Genomic DNA, 17,582 nt, shown 5'->3' on the forward strand with positions numbered 1-17,582 from the left:
CGATAAAATTGCTCACATTTTATTCTATTTATAACTTGACTTTTTGTTCATATTAAATAATTACAGATCATTTTTTGAAATTATTTTTAAAATAGGTTTCAACATCACTACCAGTTTCCTTGATAAAAGCATCATTTGAACGTTTAACCATTATAGACAGACCTTCTATATACTCTTTAAAATCTTCGTTCAGTACCTTCAAACAGGATGTAATTTTATTTCTCACCTCACCTACAACTTTAGTTTCCTCTTCTATAAACTTTTCCTCAGAATATTTAAATTTTATATAACGCTCTTTAAGAGCATTATCTTCCTTTGTAAGTTTCATAAAAGCCTTTACATCTTCTGACATATCTTCTGCCTTAGATTTAATGCCAATTATATTTTCAGTAAATTTTACTACTCCGTTTTTATATTGCTTCATATCTCCTATATTGATATTTTCGTACCACTTTACAAAGTAACTATTACTATCTATAGTATCAATATCATCTAGAACCTCTACCAACTCTATCCATGCCTTCTTTTTTTCTTCGCTATCTATATTAATATTTAGAAATGGCTCATGCCATGCTAAAACTATTTGTCCAAACTTTCCAGGAAATTTGTCAAGGATCATTTCCGATATTAATTTTTTCTTTTCCATCATAGATATCTCCAGGCTTTTTCTTAACTTTACAACGTTGTCTCCAGCTTCATTATAATTGTCAAAAGATTTATCAATAAGTTTAGAAATTACAACCTTACTATTTTCAAGTTCTTCCATCTTTTTATTCAATATATCTAAAGAACTTTTCATTACTTCATTAAATTGTCTCTTTCCTTCTAAGATTTCTTTGATATCTGCCAATGGTATATTTAACATTCTTAAAGCCGCTATCAAATTGAGCTTTATCACATGTTCTTCTGAATATTCCCTATATGAGTTTTCCTCATTTTTATGTGGTTCAATCATTTTTAAATCTTCATAATACTTTATAGCTCTTTTAGTCAATCCAGTTTTTAAAGATACTTCTTTTATATTCATACTTAACATCTCCCTTACATAAATAACCAATCGCTTAATTTTAATCATCTTATAATAAATCAAGTTATTTAATTCTATTTTTCATTTAACTAATGAATAATAGAGATTTATGCTCTAAAGAAACTAATTAGCTCAATTTAATTGTAAAGATATACGTTAGGTATATGTCAATAAAAAATTTATATTTTTGTATTTTTATTACAATACCAATAAATAACCCGAATATTTACTTAAATAAATCGCAAATAATTCACAATATTTATCTTCTCAAAAAGTATAAAGCTGCACTAACCACTCCTTAGTTTAATCTCTTAAACTCTTTACTTAACAATTGCAGACACCTTCAATATTAATAATTTTTAACTTATAATTAACCTATGTTTACTAAAATTAATAATCATTGATTATTCGTATTTATAATGCTATAATTTCCTTGGATTGATTTTCCATAAATTCTATTTATCCAACAAATACGATTTTTAAAAAACGAATCAATCTACCAAATAAAAATTTAAGGGGGATTAATTTTAATGTCACTGAGAAAAATGATGTCTCGCAAGTCGCTAATGGCTATAACGCTTTCAATCGCCTTGACTCTTGAACTTTCAGGTTTTACTGCTCCTTTTGTAAGCGGTACCCTAAAGGTTGCAAAAGCTGCTGATAACACTTCAACAGCATACAGCTGGAATAACACCATACCAGTAAAAACTCCCGCTGCTGGAGCTAAAAACAATGGAAAAGTTGTTTTATTTGATAATGCTCATGATAATGCAGCCGGACAAGCTGACTGGGTAATTGACGGAGGCTTTTCGGACTTTGCAGATGCACTTGTGAATCAAGGCTACACTGTAAAAGAATATAGAGGTGTAGATAAAAATAATGATGGTGCTATAAGATTTTATGACGACAGAAGCTTACCAGCAGATCAAGAAGGCACTTCAGCTGATAAAAACGAAGCAATAATAACCTATGATGCAATAAAAGATGCTGATGTATTTGTAACCGCAGAGGCTAACAGACCTTTTAGGAAATCCGAGTATGAAGCCTTAAAGAAATTTGTTGACTCAGGTAAGGGTGTTTACTTTATAGCAGACCACTATAATGGAGATAGAAATTTAAACACTTGGGATTCAACAGAAGTTTATGACGGTTATAACAGATGTGATAACGCTAACTATAATATGAACGGTGTCTATGGAGATCTAAGAAATACCAAAGATGCTTCAAAGGGATGGCTTTCAGAAAACTTCGGATTAAGATTTAGATTTAATGCTGGTGATTCAAATCCGCTAAATTCTGGACAAACAGGTCCTACAGATATAAGACCAACAACAGAAACTGAAGGATTAACTGATGGAGTTGTTGGCCAAAAAATTCTTATGGCAGCGGGCTCTACTATTGCAATAACTGATCCAAATAAAGCCAAAGGTATAGTATACTTTAATGAAACTGACGACCTAAAACCTTGGGCTAGTGGAGTTGAAAACTCTCATGGTGGCAGCAGTATATATTTCGGAGGTCATAAGGAAGGTGCCTTTGTGGCTATATCAAAGCCAAGCAAGGGAAGAGCAGCATTTATAGGTGATTCTTCTCCTCTAGAAGACAAAACACCAAAGTATAAAAATGCAACAAACGGAAATGCTAAAACCACTTATGATGGATGGAATGAACTAGGTAACGCAGCTAAACTTTCTGTAAACATAGTAAATTGGCTTGCAGATTCAACTCAAGATTATGTAGGCTTCGGAAGTACTACTCATCCTTCAGACGTATACGGAGCAACTTATACTCCAATGGCTGATGTAGAAAAATCTGACCCAGATAACGGTAATCCATGGTCAGCTCCAGCAAATGGCTTTGATCCTTGGAATACTGACACGTGGAAACCAGGTTCTTATGGTGCTCCATATCTAACTACACCTACAACACCTACTGATCCTACTCAAAGTACATTTAAATTATCTCTTTATCCAAGCTATGTATATGCAAATGAACCTTTTGCTTTAAATATAGGAGGAAATGGTTCCGGTGTCAGTGTTGGAATGTATCTAACTGGAGGGACTCAAGTTGGTCAAGTTTATGATAAAGCTTCAAATTCCTGGTCTACTCCTGGTTATACAACCCTAACTGGCTCTGTGCCTTTAACTGTAACAGCAAAAATAACTAATACCGGATCAGACAACGTACTTAATATAAGACTAAAAAACGGTAAAAATAATGTTGATACAAAAACTGCTACTACTCTAACTAGCGGATATGGTTATATAGAAGGAACCGTTGATGGAACTCCAGGAAGCTTAGTTGCTGCAGTATCTAACGGAACTGTAATCGGAACTGCTCAATCAGATGATTCTAACCATGTTAAGCTTGCAGTTAAGTCTGGAAGTGGAATAACATTAAGTCTATACGATACGGCAGGAAACAAAAAAGCTGACTTACCAAATTCCTACACCGTAACAGATGGACAAACTACTCCAATAATAAAAGTTATACCTAAGTCAAGCAATGCTAATTTAAGCTCTTTAAATATACAGACTCCAGACTTAAAGGACATAGCTACTGCACCAATTTTCTCTGCTGATGCATTAAGCTATAACTCCCAGGTTGACTATTCAGTATCTTCAGCTATAGTTACCCCAGTTGTTGCAGATAGTAAAGCTTCAGTAACTGTAAACGGAGCTTCCCTTGATAGTGGAACGGCTACTATACCTAATCTAACAATAGGTGATAACCCAGTAAATATACTAGTAACTGCTGAAGATGGAACAACTAAGACTTACACTTTGAATATTAAGAGAGATGTGTGTCATCCTTCTAATATAATAATAAGCAATACTAACTTACAGTTAAAACAAGGAGAAACTACTACATTAACAGCTACTGTAAACCCTGATGAAGCTGCAAATAAGTCAATAACTTGGTCTTCTAGTAATACAGCTATAGCTACAGTAGATCAAGATGGAAAAGTAACAGCTGTTAGTGCTGGTGAAGCAAATATAATTGCAACAACTGTTGATGGCAGTCTAACTGCAAGTTGTGCTATGAAGGTTATACCAAAATCAAGCAATGCAAATTTAAATTCTCTTAGTTTACAAACTAATGATTCTAAAAATATAGCTATATCTCCAGCATTTTCAACTGATACCTTAGCTTATTCTGCATCAGTTGATTACTCAGTATCATCAGTTGTAGTTACTCCAGTTATAGCTGATTCAACTGCAAAGGTATCTGTAAATGGTTCTGCACTTTTATCAGAAAATGCAACTATCCCTAATCTTACTGTAGGTAATAACACAATTACTATATTGGTTACAGCTGAAGATGGGACATCTAAAACTTACACAGTAAATGTTAAGAGGGATGTATGTCATCCTACAAAGGTTGAACTTAATACTTCAAGTGTACAGCTTAAGAAAAAGGATTCCTTTACTCTTGTAGCTACTGTAACACCAGTAGAAGCAGCTAACAAAGCTGTAAAATGGTCTTCAAGCAATACTTCTGTTGCAACCGTTGATCAAAACGGTAAAGTCACAGCTGTTGGCAAGGGCACTGCAACTATTAAGGTAACAACAGTGGATGGAAACTACAGTGCTGCTTGTGAAGTAAAAGTTTCATCAAAGCCTATTACTCTGAAAGACATAGTAGATGCTATATTTGATTTCTTAAGAGATTTACTTTGTCCTTAATATTTAAAATTTATAAATTATAAAAAATACTTAAATCCTGTTATATAAATATATACATGCTAAAACAGTTTATTAATGTAAAAACTTAATTATAAGTATAATAGGAAAAGTCACTGAAGCAATCTTCAGTGACTTTTTCGCGTATCTGCCTTTTCTAATTATATGTTAAGTAATTGAGCCCTCATTGTTTATGATGCCACTTCCTCTTTTATCTGTATCTCTCCATCTCTAAGTCTAAGTATAGAAGTTCCATAATAAGCAGCCTCTTCTGAGTGGGTCACCTGAACTATAGTCTTTCCTAAATCCTTATTTATCTTTTGAAACAGCTTCATTATATCGGTTCCTGTTTTTGAATCTAGGTTACCTATAGGTTCATCTGCAAGAATTATATCCGGCTCAAAAACCAATGCTCTTGCAATTGCTACCCTTTGCTGCTGCCCACCAGATAGCTCCCTTGGAGTAACTTTTCTTTTATGACTCATTTCAATAGTATCTAAAATTTCCTTAAGCTTTTGCTCATATTTTTTTAGCGGCTTTCCATCAAGTATTATTGGAAGTAATATATTATCTTCTACCGTAAGGTTTGGAACCAAATTGTAGAACTGAAATACAAATCCTAGCTCTCTTCTCTTCATAATACTCTTTTGCTTCTCACTTAAACTGTTCAATTCTCTCCCATTTATTGTAACAGAACCACTAGTAGGTTTATCCAAGCCTCCCAAAAGATATAAAAGAGTAGACTTCCCACAGCCCGATGGCCCCATTATGGATAAAAACTCTCCCTTATCTACAGAAAAATCAATATCCTTAAGAACTTCTATTTCTTCCTTACCTACTTTAAAACTCTTATTTAAACTAATTACTTCAATTGACTTCATTTTTTCATCCTCCAATTCTTTATTCATACTTCAATTCTTGCATTATAGATAGCTTCCTACTCTTAAATAGTACTGGTATAGTAGCCAAAAATACTAAAGCAAGTGACACTACAACTACTACTGGTAGATAGGAAATATTGAATTGCACATCAAGTGGAAGGCCTATACTTTCACTTATCTTAGACATCAAGGATGAAGTAAGATAAGAAAGAGGAGTTACTATCAACACTGCCCATATAACAGAAAGTATTGATTCTACTATTATCATTATAGCCCTTTGGCCTTTTGTCATTCCTACAGAGCTAAGCACTGCCATATCTTTCTTTCTCTGAATAAAGCTTATTCCTATATTGTTGAGGATCCCAAAGCACCCTATAATAACTGCCATATACGAAAATATGCTAAGGATAGTCATTAGCTGCTTGTTTTGTTCTATATTACGATCCTTTGTTTCTTCAAAGGTATTTACCTGCCCGCCTAACCCCTTTATTTCTTTATTCATGTTTTCTTTTACAGTTTTAGAACTCTTAGAAGTGTTAAAGTAAACTGAATATGACGCAGAATCGATGTATTCCTTAGGAAGAGCTTTATAATTCATTAGTATAAAAACTCCGTTATTCATTAACTTTCCGTCAATGACTCCTGCTACCTTAAAGGATTTAACCGTATTCCTAAGCTTCATATCAAAGGTGTCCCCTTTAGCTAGCTTCGCTTTTTCTGCTATTTTATCTGTTATTATAACTCCATTACTATCACCAGCTTTGAATTTATCATATACAACTTTATTATCAGAATCATTCCAGTCTATATAATGATCGTAGTTAGTGTATTTATCTGGTTCTATAGCCATTACGTAATATTGATTGTCTTTTATAGTGCCATGAGCGTTATACATAAATTGAATTGTATCTTTATTAACGCCGTCAGTCTTAGCTGCAACTTCCTTAATCTTATCTAAATTACTTCTAACCCCGCCACCAGAAGCTTCTATAGCAATGCTGTAATTTAACTTCTCATAAGCTTCACTTACAACATTTTTAATACTCACCCCAAGAGAATTAATTGTAATTATAGAAACTATAGATAATATCATAAGATTTACATTACCAAGTAAAACCCTTGAAGTTCTCATATTATTAAAAGATAAAGCAATTGATCCATTTATGCCCCTAAGAACTACATAAATAAACTTTGTTAAATAATCAATAAGCTTTGGGAATATAAGCATAGAAGAGGCTACTGCCGCTATCATTAAAAGAGGACTTATATTAATTATAATCTTGCTCTTTAAAGCATTAGCTACTATAACAACTAAAAGTAAACCTACACCAAATATAAACTTTCCTAGTCCTACTTCATTCACAGTACTTGGGTTGTTGAGTATAACATTCTTCACTTCTAACTTTCTTGTTTTTAACACCGGCAATGCTGCTGATATTATTGAAAGTAAGATTGAGAATAGCATTCCTAATATTAAGTAATTAGGATTTATGTTTGGTTTATCAATAATTCCATATTCTCGAAGTGGAGATATAAAGTAATTTATAATATACAATATTCCTACACCTGCAAGATTCCCTAGTACACCACCTAGAACACCATAAACTAAGCTTTCCAAATACAGTATTCTTCTTATAGTCCCTCTTGTAGCTCCCTGACTCAAGAAGGTTCCTATAACAGGCATTCTCTCTGTTACTGTAAGCTTAAAAGAACTATATATTATGATTGCACTCATGAATACTACTATGGTAAGCATCATATAAAACATACTAGTCATCTGGGATAACTGAGACTTAACTTGCTCCTCATCAAACAATTCTTTTGCAGAGAACTTAGTATTTGAATCATTAAATTCCTTAACAGAATCTTTTACAGAAGCTTTAACCTTATTTGCTGTGATTGAATTATATTTGCCTTGAGCTCCAAGCTTTTTAGAGATAAATTTATAAGGCACTAAAATATTAAAACTATCTTTACTATCCATATAGAAAGTACCTTGATTAGCTGATATAGCCGCGACTTTCAGAGATAACTTTTCTCCATTTAAAATTATTTTCAGATCATCACCAAGTTTAAGCTTAAACTTATCGCTAGTTCGTTTAGAAATTATACACTTCTCATCTTGAAACTCCTTCAAGTCTTTGCCGTCTATTAATATACTTTTATCAATATATTTATCCTCTCTTCCACTTAAACTTAAGGATTGCATTTCCTTGTTATCAAATATAACAGGAATGTTAAGCTCTGGAAGTAGGTTTTTAATTCCCTTCTCTTTTATATCATCTAAAGAAAAAGTAGTTTCTCCTGACTTAGATGATATATATACGTCTTTATTTTCTAATTGCTCAAGCTGCGGCTTCACATAACTTTCTATACCTGACTCCACTGCCCCCATACTTCCCACGAATAGTGCTGTACTTATTGTTATTGCAAGTAACAAAAGTAGAAACCTTGCTTTCTTTTCCACCATGCTTTTTACTACATACTTTAGGAATATCTTCATATTACGCCGTTACATAAAATCTACTAAAATCTAATATTTAGAGATTTATTCCTTATTCAACGCAACCTGTTTTGTCATAAGACTACTCCAGTTTGATATGTTGCTCCAAAGGCTTAAAATCCTGCGTAACGCACAGTACATATCAGCACTATCTTGTTAGTGATATTATGCTGATTTTTTATACCTTGAAAGATTTATTGAAGCATTTTTGTCCCTATCCATCCGAGCATTACATGATGGACAAACAAAAACTCTGTCTTTAAGTTTTAAATCTTTCTTTATTGCTCCACAACAAGAACAAGTTTTGCTTGAAGGATAAAACCTATCTGCTTTTACAAATTCAATGCCATTAAATTTACTTTTATATTCTAAGATACTAATAAACTTATGGAAACATTGTTCTTGTATAGCCTTTGATAAGTGTCTATTTTTAAGCATCCCCTTTACATTTAAATCTTCAACAACTATTCTGCTTGGCTTGGTTTTCACTATTGCAGTTGTTATTTGATGAATATGATTTAAACGTATATTTGAAAGCCTTCTTTGAATAAGTTTTAATTCTCTTTCGAGTTTTTTAATATTATTAGTTTTAGTAAATTTATAACGGTTTTCACCTTCCTTTCCTATTCGAATTTTTCCATCTTCATATTTTCTTGAAACTTGTTTCTGCTTTCTTTTTAACTTCTTTTTTAGTCTTTTCACTTCTTTAGCTTTATTAATATTTTTAAATGGTTTATCTATATTTGAAACTATTGCTAAATCTTTTAATCCCAAATCCACACCTATTGATATATCTGTATTTTCTGATATAGTTTCTTCTTTTTCTATGCCTATAGATATATACCAAAACTTACCGTCAAAACTTATTCTTGGATTAATATATTTAATATCTGTAGGTATTTGCTCTACTGTTTTAATCCAACCTACTTTTTCAATTAATACTAAATTTTCTTTAACTTTTAGTTTATCTGTATCATTATAGAATGAAGGTTTGCTTTTTCTTCTGCTCTTAAATCTTGGTTTATCCGCTAACCCTTTAAAGAAATTTTTATAAGCATTACAACCATCTTTTACAGCCTGTTTTGCTACATTATTAGATACTTCATTAAGCCAGTTAAGTTCTGATTTCTTTAAAATAGTTAATTCTTTTCTTAAATCTCCATCTTTTATAAACTTGCCACCATTTTTGTGATTTTCTTCTTGTTTTGCAAGTGTCCAATTATAAATATATCTTGCAGTACCAACAGACTGCCATAATTTTTGTTCTTGCTCTATATTCGGAATAATTCTAACTTTCTTCGCCAGTATCATTCTCTAACAGCTCCTTAATCATTTTTCTACAATATCCAATTACTTTTTTAGTTCTCTTAACAAGTGGCACTTGCAAAACTTGATTAATTTGTTGTTCAGAATAATAACGGTGTCCACCTTCTGTTATATGATGTGGTTTTAACTTTCCTTCATTATCCCACAATCTTAAAGTTTGAATACTTTTTCCCACTAATTTTGAGAATTGACCAATTGTATAATACTTCATGCTATCACCTCTTTACACATATTATGACAACATAAAACTAACAATATTCCAATATATTTCAGCAGTTTTTAGTAGGTGTTTTAAAACTGTTGTATGCCTCCTTTTAGGAAAATATTTACTAGCATATGTTAACATACATTTTTTGGTTTTTGTGATATGTTAAGTATTTTTCAGTAAAACTTAAGATATTTTTAAGATTTAAAGTTTTTTAGACTGAAGTAAACATTTACCATGCTTGACATATTAGCATAAAAATCTATTTTTCAATGAGTTAGAGGCGTACTACTTTGATTCGAAACCTATTTTCAATTCTTTTTCTGGTTCTAATAGAGAAATTAAAAAATAAAAATTATATTATGAAATTGTACAACTATAGATATAAGCAGAAAAACACCTTGATATGGTAGATTTAATAAAATCGCATATCAAGGTATTTTATAGTTTGGCTATATTTAAGAATATTGTTGAAATTAAGCACTTATGAAGGTTATGCTATAGTTTTTAGTATTAATTTTTGAATCACCTTTTTATAATACTCAAAATTAAGCTAATGATAAATGTTGTTGCAGAAAGTATCAATGCTATGACAAGCATTCCAGTAATTAGTATATTATATTTTAATATTGCAGTATCCATAAAATCTATGGATAAGCCAAAAGCATTTATCACAACTAACAACAAAAACATAACTATCAAGCCTCTAGAAGCACCTTTAATGTCAGCCATACTCAAAGATATATGAGAAGCTATGCATATTGATAAGATTAGAAACAAATAAAAATATGGATTTTTAAAATTTTCTGCTGAAAATATGCTTTTAATAAGCATTCCATAAGAATTTATTAATCCTTCTATAGTAACCTTACCAATCTTGGTTATATGTAAGGAGTTAAATAAAACACTTATAAATTTGTTATAAGTACTTGGAATAGCTAAATACATAAGTGCAATTATAGTTATGACTCCACCAAATATGGGTGCTACTCCTATAAAAAAATTACCTATTTGCTGATATAAACTATTAGGATTATAACTATGATCTACATATCCCATTACTCCGTTGCTATCTGGCTTTTGAAAAAGCTTAATTCTCCTTATATCATGCCTAAATGCTAAAGACAACACAGCATGACTTAATTCATGTATAGGAACTCCTATAACTCCAGTAATCATTATTGCCTTCATGCCTAAGCTTTTATGAAAATTTTTAATAGAATTATTTCTAAGCACTCCAAGCAGCAACCCAAAAACTATTATCATGCCTGTCAAATACAAGGTTTCCACTGAAGCTCTAAGTATCAAATTAATAAAGAAGTCCATCTATATTCTCACCTTTCAAAACTAAAATTTTATTAGTTTATTGAACCATTTTTCCAATATAAATTCTCAATACTAACTATCTTATGAAAAATGCTATAAGAATATAATGCTACATCTTTATTATCCTCTCTTAATTGATTTTAAAATTTAAAAATCAGTAACAAAAAGTCTACTTGCGCAATATACTGTACTATAAAACAAAAGAAAAAGTAGTGATATGAGATTATCACATATAATCACTGAGTATCACTAATTGATTTAATAACTAACAAAGGATAAAGGAGTAATAAACTATGATAGGAAGAAATTTTTACGGATGTAGACACGAATATCCAGTTCCAGGTTGCCCTGGACAAGCAATTGTACCAGTTAGGCAAACTGCTCAGCAAAGACCAGGCTACTCTGGCAGAAGACAAAATTGTAGTAAAATGCTTCAAGTTCCAGTAATTTTAGCTTATGGCGAAACTCAAGAACTAGTTAGAGATGATTCAATAATATCTCCACCAAGCCCTCCAGCATTCAGAGTAATCAATGTAGATACAGAAGTTGTAATAACTAACCTAGATCTAATTCCAAGAATAATTCACAACACTGGTAAATGCGATGGTTTATGGTGGGCAAAGGTTATTGTTGAAGGTTATATAGATAGAAACGTAAACTATAAGACAATTGAAGATACAACTGCTGATTCAGTTAATGGACCAGTATATCACTTTACAAATAGAATACCATTCTCAACATTTGTAGAATTAAAAGCATATGAACCACTTTGTGAAACTGATAATGTTGAAATTCTAGAAGCATATGTTGAAGGTGAAAGAGCAGCATTGACAGATCCAAATCCAGTTGCTGTTGGCGCTCCTGACTGGGCAGTAACTTATAACAGAATTTCTGGTAGCGAAATAGTTAGAATAAATCTAAAGGTTACAAGAATGGAGCATGTTCCAGTTACCGCTGCAACTAGATAATATTTTTTTCTTGCTTAAGCTAGCCTCCTAGATAGAATTAGTTAAAATAACGAAGTGCAGTTTGATAATTCAGACTGCACTTCCAAAATTTAAAGCCTTATTCTATTCTTTATTGTTATTCTCTTCTTTTAAATACTCCAAATCCATGTTCATAAGCTCTTCTACAGACCTTATTTTTGTTGGTCTATATTGCCAAACCTTAGTCCTACTATCAATCTCACTTTCATTTATAATCCCCTCTTCATCCTCTGCAAAATCCAGCTTCCTAAACACAACTACCGAATAAGCTAGGTGAATCCGGCCTTCGACACATAGGTTATAGACTAAAAGATTCTCACTAGTATTAACCCCTTCATTTTTCACTTTAAACTCTATTGATGCCTTGTTTACAACCTTTTTTTCACCTTTTCCATCTTTAGCCTCCTCTTCAGACTCATTACAATCTATTACCTCAGAAAAGGTTTCACATATCTTTTTAACCTTATATTCTTTCTTTACTTCATCTATGCAGTTGGCATAGAAAATATATAGTTCATAATCACCATATAATCCTATCTCACTTTCAGAAATAACTTTTGTAAATATGTTCGATAACTTGGCACTAAAATCTACTAGTATCTCATTTTCCTCTAGGTTTAACTTAAATACGTCATAGAAACTTTTTTCAACACTGATAATATTAGAGCCGTTTTTTATCATAACTATAGCATCAATCCTCTTAATTTATTTTTACTCATTTATATAGTATACTTTTACCAACTTTTAGTTACAAATAATTAAAAAAGCTACCCCTTGCTTATTGCTTACCTGTATTCCTGGCAGATTCACTTATTATGTAGGCCAGTTTAAGTCTTATAAAAAGTTTATCTGAGCTTGTGACTAGATTCGCACTTTCATTAGCTTCATCCTGATACTCTAAGCCTTCTACAGCTCTATAGGAAATCATTGATTTAGCTATCCTATGTACAATCATAGGCCATTCTCCATCAGTCATTTTATCCTTAGAATATCTATTTATATATTCAGCACTGGCCCTTGAAAAACCGCAGGAACCAGCGGTTATATCCACTTCCTGTCCAAATTCTAATGAAAAGATCTTATTACTTATCTTTTCTGTCTCAATCCACTCTAAAGGATGAGTAAGAAAAGCCCTTTCTGTACGTCCAAATATCAAATAACTAGTTTTAGGAATTTCAGAAACTACAGCCTTTAGTTCATCTTCATAACAAGAAATCCAAGTAAGTAGCCTATCAAAATCGCAATAGTGATAAAATTCATCATTTCCCTCTAACCCAAACTCCACAACTCTTCTCCTAGCATCTGCAGCCCCGTTCTTTTTTATTTTTTTCACCTTAAATCCATAACCTTCGAGCAAACTGGTATATAGCGGACAAGTCTCATCACTTATGGTCACATATTTCTCTGAATATACATTGTCCAGTTTGTGTACCAATTTCCCGCATAAATCTATGTTCTTACCTTTTGGATCGTGTATAACTGTTAATAACGCTACCTCTGACATATACCCACTCCTCTTCTAAAGCTTGTCCCTATTCGATCCTAAATCTATTTTCACAACTCCTCTGGTCCCTCATATAAGAACTTGAAAATATAAATTTTATTGCGACTTGATATATCTATATCAAACATTTTATAAGTACCCATCTTATCCAAATGCCGCTTAATTCCTTTGTAAGGACATAACATTACCAATTAATAATATATACCCAATATAGCTCACGGAATTTTTCAAGTCAATATACAAAAGTGCATTAATAAGGTATAATAGTATATTATTTACATAAACTGCAAAAGGAGCTTAGTATGGACACAAATTTTACGGACTTATCTAATAATGAATATATAATTGAAAAAGCTACACTAAAGGATGTCGATGAATTAGAAGCATTGTATGATAGCATTAATGACTATCTAAGAGAAACCATAAACTACGCCGGTTGGAAAAAGGGAATATATCCAGTAAGGGAAAATGCTATAAACGGTATTAATGAAGAAAACTTATTTGTATTAAGAGTAAATGGTGATATAGCAGGTTCTATAATTCTTAATAATCATCAAGAGGCTGCCTATTACGGAGTTAATTGGGGTGTACAAGCCAAAGATGAGGAGGTTATGGTAGTTCATACTTTTGTTGTCAATCCTAAGTATTTAAGAAACGGTGTTGGTGAAAAACTTTTAAACTTTGCTAAAGAATATTTCAAAGAGCAAGGCTGTAAAGCTCTAAGACTTGATGTTTCTATACATAACGCTCCAGCTATAGCATTATATGAAAAATGTGGCTTTAAATATGTAGCAACTGTGGATTTAGGATTAAATATTCCAAATCTTATATGGTTCAAATTATATGAGTACTAAAAAAGCCCACTGAAGTGATCTTCTTCAGTGAGTTTTTTTCGCATCTGCCTTTCCGAATATACATTAGGAAAATCTGGCAGGCAACATATTTTTATTCTTTCCTATCTGTAGTCTAATATATTCAAGTTATCTAGATGGCAACTTTAAGTAAACTATCTAACCACATTAATTAATGGTTCACTTTCCTTTATCTCTTTTCTATCAGTAAAATTGACTATATTATAATCTTCAGTATTACTTACTACTACAGAGGTTATAACATCATATCCTTCATTTTTTATTGCTTCAATATTAAATTCGACTAAGAGATCTCCTACCTTTACATGAAACCCTTGGTCTACATAAGCTCTAAAGTATTTTCCCTCTAAGTTTACAGTATCAACTCCTACATGTATCAATACCTCTACTCCATCATTACTCTTTAAGGCTAATGCATGCTTAGTGCTGACCATAGCCTTAACTGTGCCTTCAATTGGTGACACTACTCTGCCCTGTTTTGGTTCTATAGCAATGCCTTTCCCCATTAACTCTTGTCCAAATGTTGGATCACTTACCTCACTAAGTTTTTTAACTTGTCCAATCATTGGACTATATATAACTTCTTCTAATTTTAAGTTTTCCTCTTCCTCATTAATAATACTATCATCATTTAACCCGAAAATATTTTTAAATAGCTGCCTAATCCCCATTAAACCCCTCCTTAAAAACTTTTGTACTCAGATTAAGTTATGCTTACGGAGGAGTAAAAATGATAACTATTTGGTACAAATTGACTTAGTACTTTTTAATACTAACTAAATAATAAGTTAGTATTACACTTAAAAGTAAGCTATTTATTTTATTACTTTTCCATTGTATATTATTAATAGTAACCATGCAGATGTACCATTTTAGCTTCAACAATATTATTAAAGGCAGCCTAAGATTTAATTTTATTAATGAAGTATTAGAATAATTACAATCTGTAATGGATAAGTCATTTATAATATTAAAGAGGTGTAAGAATGAAGGTTTTACTTATTAACGGAAGTCCTAAAGCCCAAGGATGTACTTTTACTGCTTTAAGTGAAGTTGCAAAAGAATTAAACAAAGCAAACATAGAAACAGAAATATTTCATGTAGGAAATAAACCAATTCGTGGTTGTATGGCATGCGGAGGCTGTTATAAGACTGATGGAAGATGTGTATTTAATGATGATACGGTAAATATAGCCTTAGAAAAAGCTAAAGAAGCTGATGGTTTTATCTTTGGATCTCCAGTTCATTATGCTGCAGCATCAGGACAAATAACAGCATTCTTAGATAGATTCTTCTACGCTGGTGACGGTTTCCAATATAAACCTGGAGCTGCAGTAGTTAGCTGTAGGCGTGGTGGTTCCACAGCTGCTTTCGAGCAACTAAATAAATATTTTACAATAGCAAATATGCCAGTGGTATCTTCTCAATATTGGAATATGGTTCATGGTAATACTCCAGAGGAAGTAAAGCAAGATTTAGAAGGTATGCAGACAATGAGAACTCTAGGAAAGAACATGGCTTGGTTACTAAAATGTATACAAGCTGGAAAAGAGGCAGGAATTAACATACCTGAAAAAGAAGAAGAAAGAGCAGTAACTAACTTTATACGTTAATTATATAGGCATCAATAATTCAGAATATTAAAATCAGGCTCTGTTAAAGTGCCCTGTTGAAATTAAGCATTTAGTCATCAGATGCTTTAATGACCACTTAACTTCAACAACATTCTTAAATATAGCCTAAAGTTAAAAATATCATAAGAAAAATAAAGCTTATTTATCAAAATATAAGCTTTATTTTTTATTTAGTATTATACGTACTTTTCAATTATTACTCTCTCAGTAGCCAAAGAGGCTTATTAACTAATCTATATTGGTCACAATAGTTTTAAGCAGTCTTATAAGTTCAGCTCTTTCATCATAGGAGGTAAGTGATTTCAGGATTTTTCCATATATCTTATATTCGAAGTCTATATGCTCCTTTTGGGCTAATAAACCTTCCTCTGTAAGTTCAAGCCCATAGGATCTTCTATCTCTTTTACTTATTACCCTGTTTATATATTCACGTTTTTCTAGTCTATCAATAGCGCTTGTCAAAGTACTTTTGGGTATATCTAGCTCTGAGCAAATCTCTCCTAATATAACTTCAGGTTTTTTAGAAACTATACTTATTATACTAATCTCGGTGGTGGTTAAACCCTTTATTCTAGGAAATTGATCTTCTATGTCATGGAATTTACTTTTCTTCATCATAACATGCCATAGCTCACTAAACTCCTCAATTTGCTTTATATCGCTGTCCATAAGTTTTCCTCCATAACCTTAAAATATAAAGAAATCATTGGTATAAGGATATACTATATGGAACCAACTTAAAGTATTAATTTATACATGCCTGATGATCCCCAGAAATCTGGATCATCTAATCCCAAGAAACCAAGATTGTATAACAAGTGTAAATTAAGTCTTAATAAAGAATACCCATGTTACCATATTTCTTTTTATATTTTTGTACATATTTCTCTGTAGTTTAATCGCAATTAATTCCATATTATTACTCCCATAATACCATACTTTATTATTTTTATCATCCCATAATTAGAATAAAGATTCTTTAATATTTTATTATTTTAGCTGATAGGATAAAAGAATTTAGATTCACAAGCTTCCAATCAATGCAGTCAAAGCCACAGTCTATGAGAAGTTCAGTTATCTCTTTTTTGGAATATATCCTATAATCTCCACCTTTACTAAACTTCAAAGACCAATTTCCAATGGTTTTAAAAGGAGATATTAGCCATGGATCCCCTATAATTAAGCTTCCATTAGGTCTAAGTACCCTTGCCATCTCCTTTAAAACTTTCTTCGGTTCTGTATAGTGATGAAAAGAATCTGTGCAAATTAACCCATCAAAATGATTGTCCTCCCAAGGAATATGCTCAGAATCTCCAAATTTAAGCTCTGCTCTATCCTTTAATTTTTCTTTTGCCTTATCTAACATAGCCTGAGAAAAATCCATTCCAAATAGCTTTAGATTATCTTCATTAGCCAATAACGAAAGAATATTTCCTGTACCACAGCCTACATCAAGAACATTGCTGCAGTTTAATCCTTCAACCTTATCTATTACTTTAGTATATAACTTACTAGCATGCTTTCCATAATAGGTTGCATCATAGATCTTTGCTTGTTTATCAAAAGTTTCTTTAGTTTTTTCCTTATATATTTCTTTATTTCTCATATTATTTCTCTCCTTTAGTACGACTTACG

15 protein-coding genes are annotated in these 17,582 nt (G+C 31.8%); 4 read left to right on the forward strand and 11 right to left on the reverse strand.

Annotation, left to right across the window (positions count from 1 at the left end; all coding sequences use genetic code 11):
- Positions 1-67: 67 nt before the first annotated feature.
- Positions 68-1,027 carry a MerR family transcriptional regulator gene (locus C1I91_RS21470; RefSeq protein ID WP_128214710.1) on the reverse strand — a complete coding sequence of 320 codons (960 nt, stop codon included), beginning with the start codon at positions 1,025-1,027 and terminating at the stop codon, positions 68-70.
- Between the two features lie 530 nt (positions 1,028-1,557).
- On the opposite strand from C1I91_RS21470, the gene C1I91_RS21475 reads away from it, so the two are divergent.
- Positions 1,558-4,713, forward strand: coding sequence for an Ig-like domain-containing protein (locus C1I91_RS21475; protein ID WP_128214711.1), 3,156 nt, complete (start codon positions 1,558-1,560; stop codon positions 4,711-4,713).
- A gap of 188 nt (positions 4,714-4,901) precedes the next feature.
- On the opposite strand, the gene C1I91_RS21480 is transcribed toward C1I91_RS21475, so the two are convergent.
- From C1I91_RS21480 to C1I91_RS21500, 5 genes are all read right to left on the reverse strand, one after another.
- Positions 4,902-5,591, reverse strand: coding sequence for an ABC transporter ATP-binding protein (locus C1I91_RS21480; RefSeq protein ID WP_128214712.1), 690 nt, complete (start codon positions 5,589-5,591; stop codon positions 4,902-4,904).
- A gap of 19 nt (positions 5,592-5,610) precedes the next feature.
- A complete protein-coding gene (locus C1I91_RS21485) occupies positions 5,611-8,094 on the reverse strand; it encodes an ABC transporter permease (RefSeq protein ID WP_128214713.1) in 2,484 nt (827 codons plus the stop codon).
- Positions 8,095-8,259: 165 nt separating this feature from the next.
- On the reverse strand, positions 8,260-9,405 hold the full coding sequence (locus tag C1I91_RS21490) for an RNA-guided endonuclease InsQ/TnpB family protein (RefSeq protein ID WP_128214714.1): 1,146 nt from the start codon (positions 9,403-9,405) through the stop codon (positions 8,260-8,262).
- Complete coding sequence (locus C1I91_RS21495; protein ID WP_128214715.1) at positions 9,383-9,631, reverse strand: MerR family transcriptional regulator; 249 nt, start codon at positions 9,629-9,631, stop codon at positions 9,383-9,385. Before C1I91_RS21495 ends, C1I91_RS21490 begins: the two co-directional genes overlap by 23 nt.
- Positions 9,632-10,150: 519 nt before the next feature.
- Positions 10,151-10,951, reverse strand: coding sequence for a hypothetical protein (locus tag C1I91_RS21500; protein ID WP_128214716.1), 801 nt, complete (start codon positions 10,949-10,951; stop codon positions 10,151-10,153).
- Positions 10,952-11,244: 293 nt separating this feature from the next.
- On the opposite strand from C1I91_RS21500, the gene C1I91_RS21505 reads away from it, so the two are divergent.
- Entirely contained in the window at positions 11,245-11,919 is a 675-nt protein-coding gene (locus tag C1I91_RS21505; protein WP_128214717.1) for a DUF3794 domain-containing protein, read from the forward strand.
- A 102-nt stretch (positions 11,920-12,021) separates the two neighbouring features.
- On the opposite strand, the gene C1I91_RS21510 is transcribed toward C1I91_RS21505, so the two are convergent.
- Together C1I91_RS21510 and C1I91_RS21515 are read right to left on the reverse strand one after the other, a co-directional pair.
- Complete coding sequence (locus C1I91_RS21510; protein WP_128214718.1) at positions 12,022-12,618, reverse strand: hypothetical protein; 597 nt, start codon at positions 12,616-12,618, stop codon at positions 12,022-12,024.
- A gap of 97 nt (positions 12,619-12,715) precedes the next feature.
- A complete protein-coding gene (locus C1I91_RS21515; RefSeq protein ID WP_128214719.1) occupies positions 12,716-13,441 on the reverse strand; it encodes a hypothetical protein in 726 nt (241 codons plus the stop codon).
- Positions 13,442-13,743: 302 nt separating this feature from the next.
- Here C1I91_RS21515 and C1I91_RS21520 point away from each other — a divergent pair, with 302 nt between their 5' ends.
- Complete coding sequence (locus C1I91_RS21520; RefSeq protein WP_128214720.1) at positions 13,744-14,295, forward strand: GNAT family N-acetyltransferase; 552 nt, start codon at positions 13,744-13,746, stop codon at positions 14,293-14,295.
- Between the two features lie 152 nt (positions 14,296-14,447).
- On the opposite strand, the gene C1I91_RS21525 is transcribed toward C1I91_RS21520, so the two are convergent.
- Positions 14,448-14,984 carry a PTS sugar transporter subunit IIA gene (locus C1I91_RS21525; protein ID WP_128214721.1) on the reverse strand — a complete coding sequence of 179 codons (537 nt, stop codon included), beginning with the start codon at positions 14,982-14,984 and terminating at the stop codon, positions 14,448-14,450.
- A 315-nt stretch (positions 14,985-15,299) separates the two neighbouring features.
- Here C1I91_RS21525 and C1I91_RS21530 point away from each other — a divergent pair, with 315 nt between their 5' ends.
- Complete coding sequence (locus tag C1I91_RS21530) at positions 15,300-15,926, forward strand: flavodoxin family protein (RefSeq protein ID WP_128214722.1); 627 nt, start codon at positions 15,300-15,302, stop codon at positions 15,924-15,926.
- Positions 15,927-16,175: 249 nt separating this feature from the next.
- Here C1I91_RS21530 and C1I91_RS21535 read toward each other — a convergent pair whose 3' ends face one another.
- Both C1I91_RS21535 and C1I91_RS21540 read right to left on the reverse strand, forming a co-directional pair.
- Complete coding sequence (locus C1I91_RS21535) at positions 16,176-16,616, reverse strand: MarR family winged helix-turn-helix transcriptional regulator (RefSeq protein WP_128214723.1); 441 nt, start codon at positions 16,614-16,616, stop codon at positions 16,176-16,178.
- Between the two features lie 310 nt (positions 16,617-16,926).
- Complete coding sequence (locus tag C1I91_RS21540) at positions 16,927-17,553, reverse strand: class I SAM-dependent methyltransferase (RefSeq protein WP_128214724.1); 627 nt, start codon at positions 17,551-17,553, stop codon at positions 16,927-16,929.
- Positions 17,554-17,582: the final 29 nt, after the last annotated feature.

Origin of the sequence: Clostridium manihotivorum, from assembly GCF_004015185.1 — a bacterium.
Classification (GTDB): Bacteria; Bacillota; Clostridia; order Clostridiales; family Clostridiaceae; genus Clostridium_AR; species Clostridium_AR manihotivorum.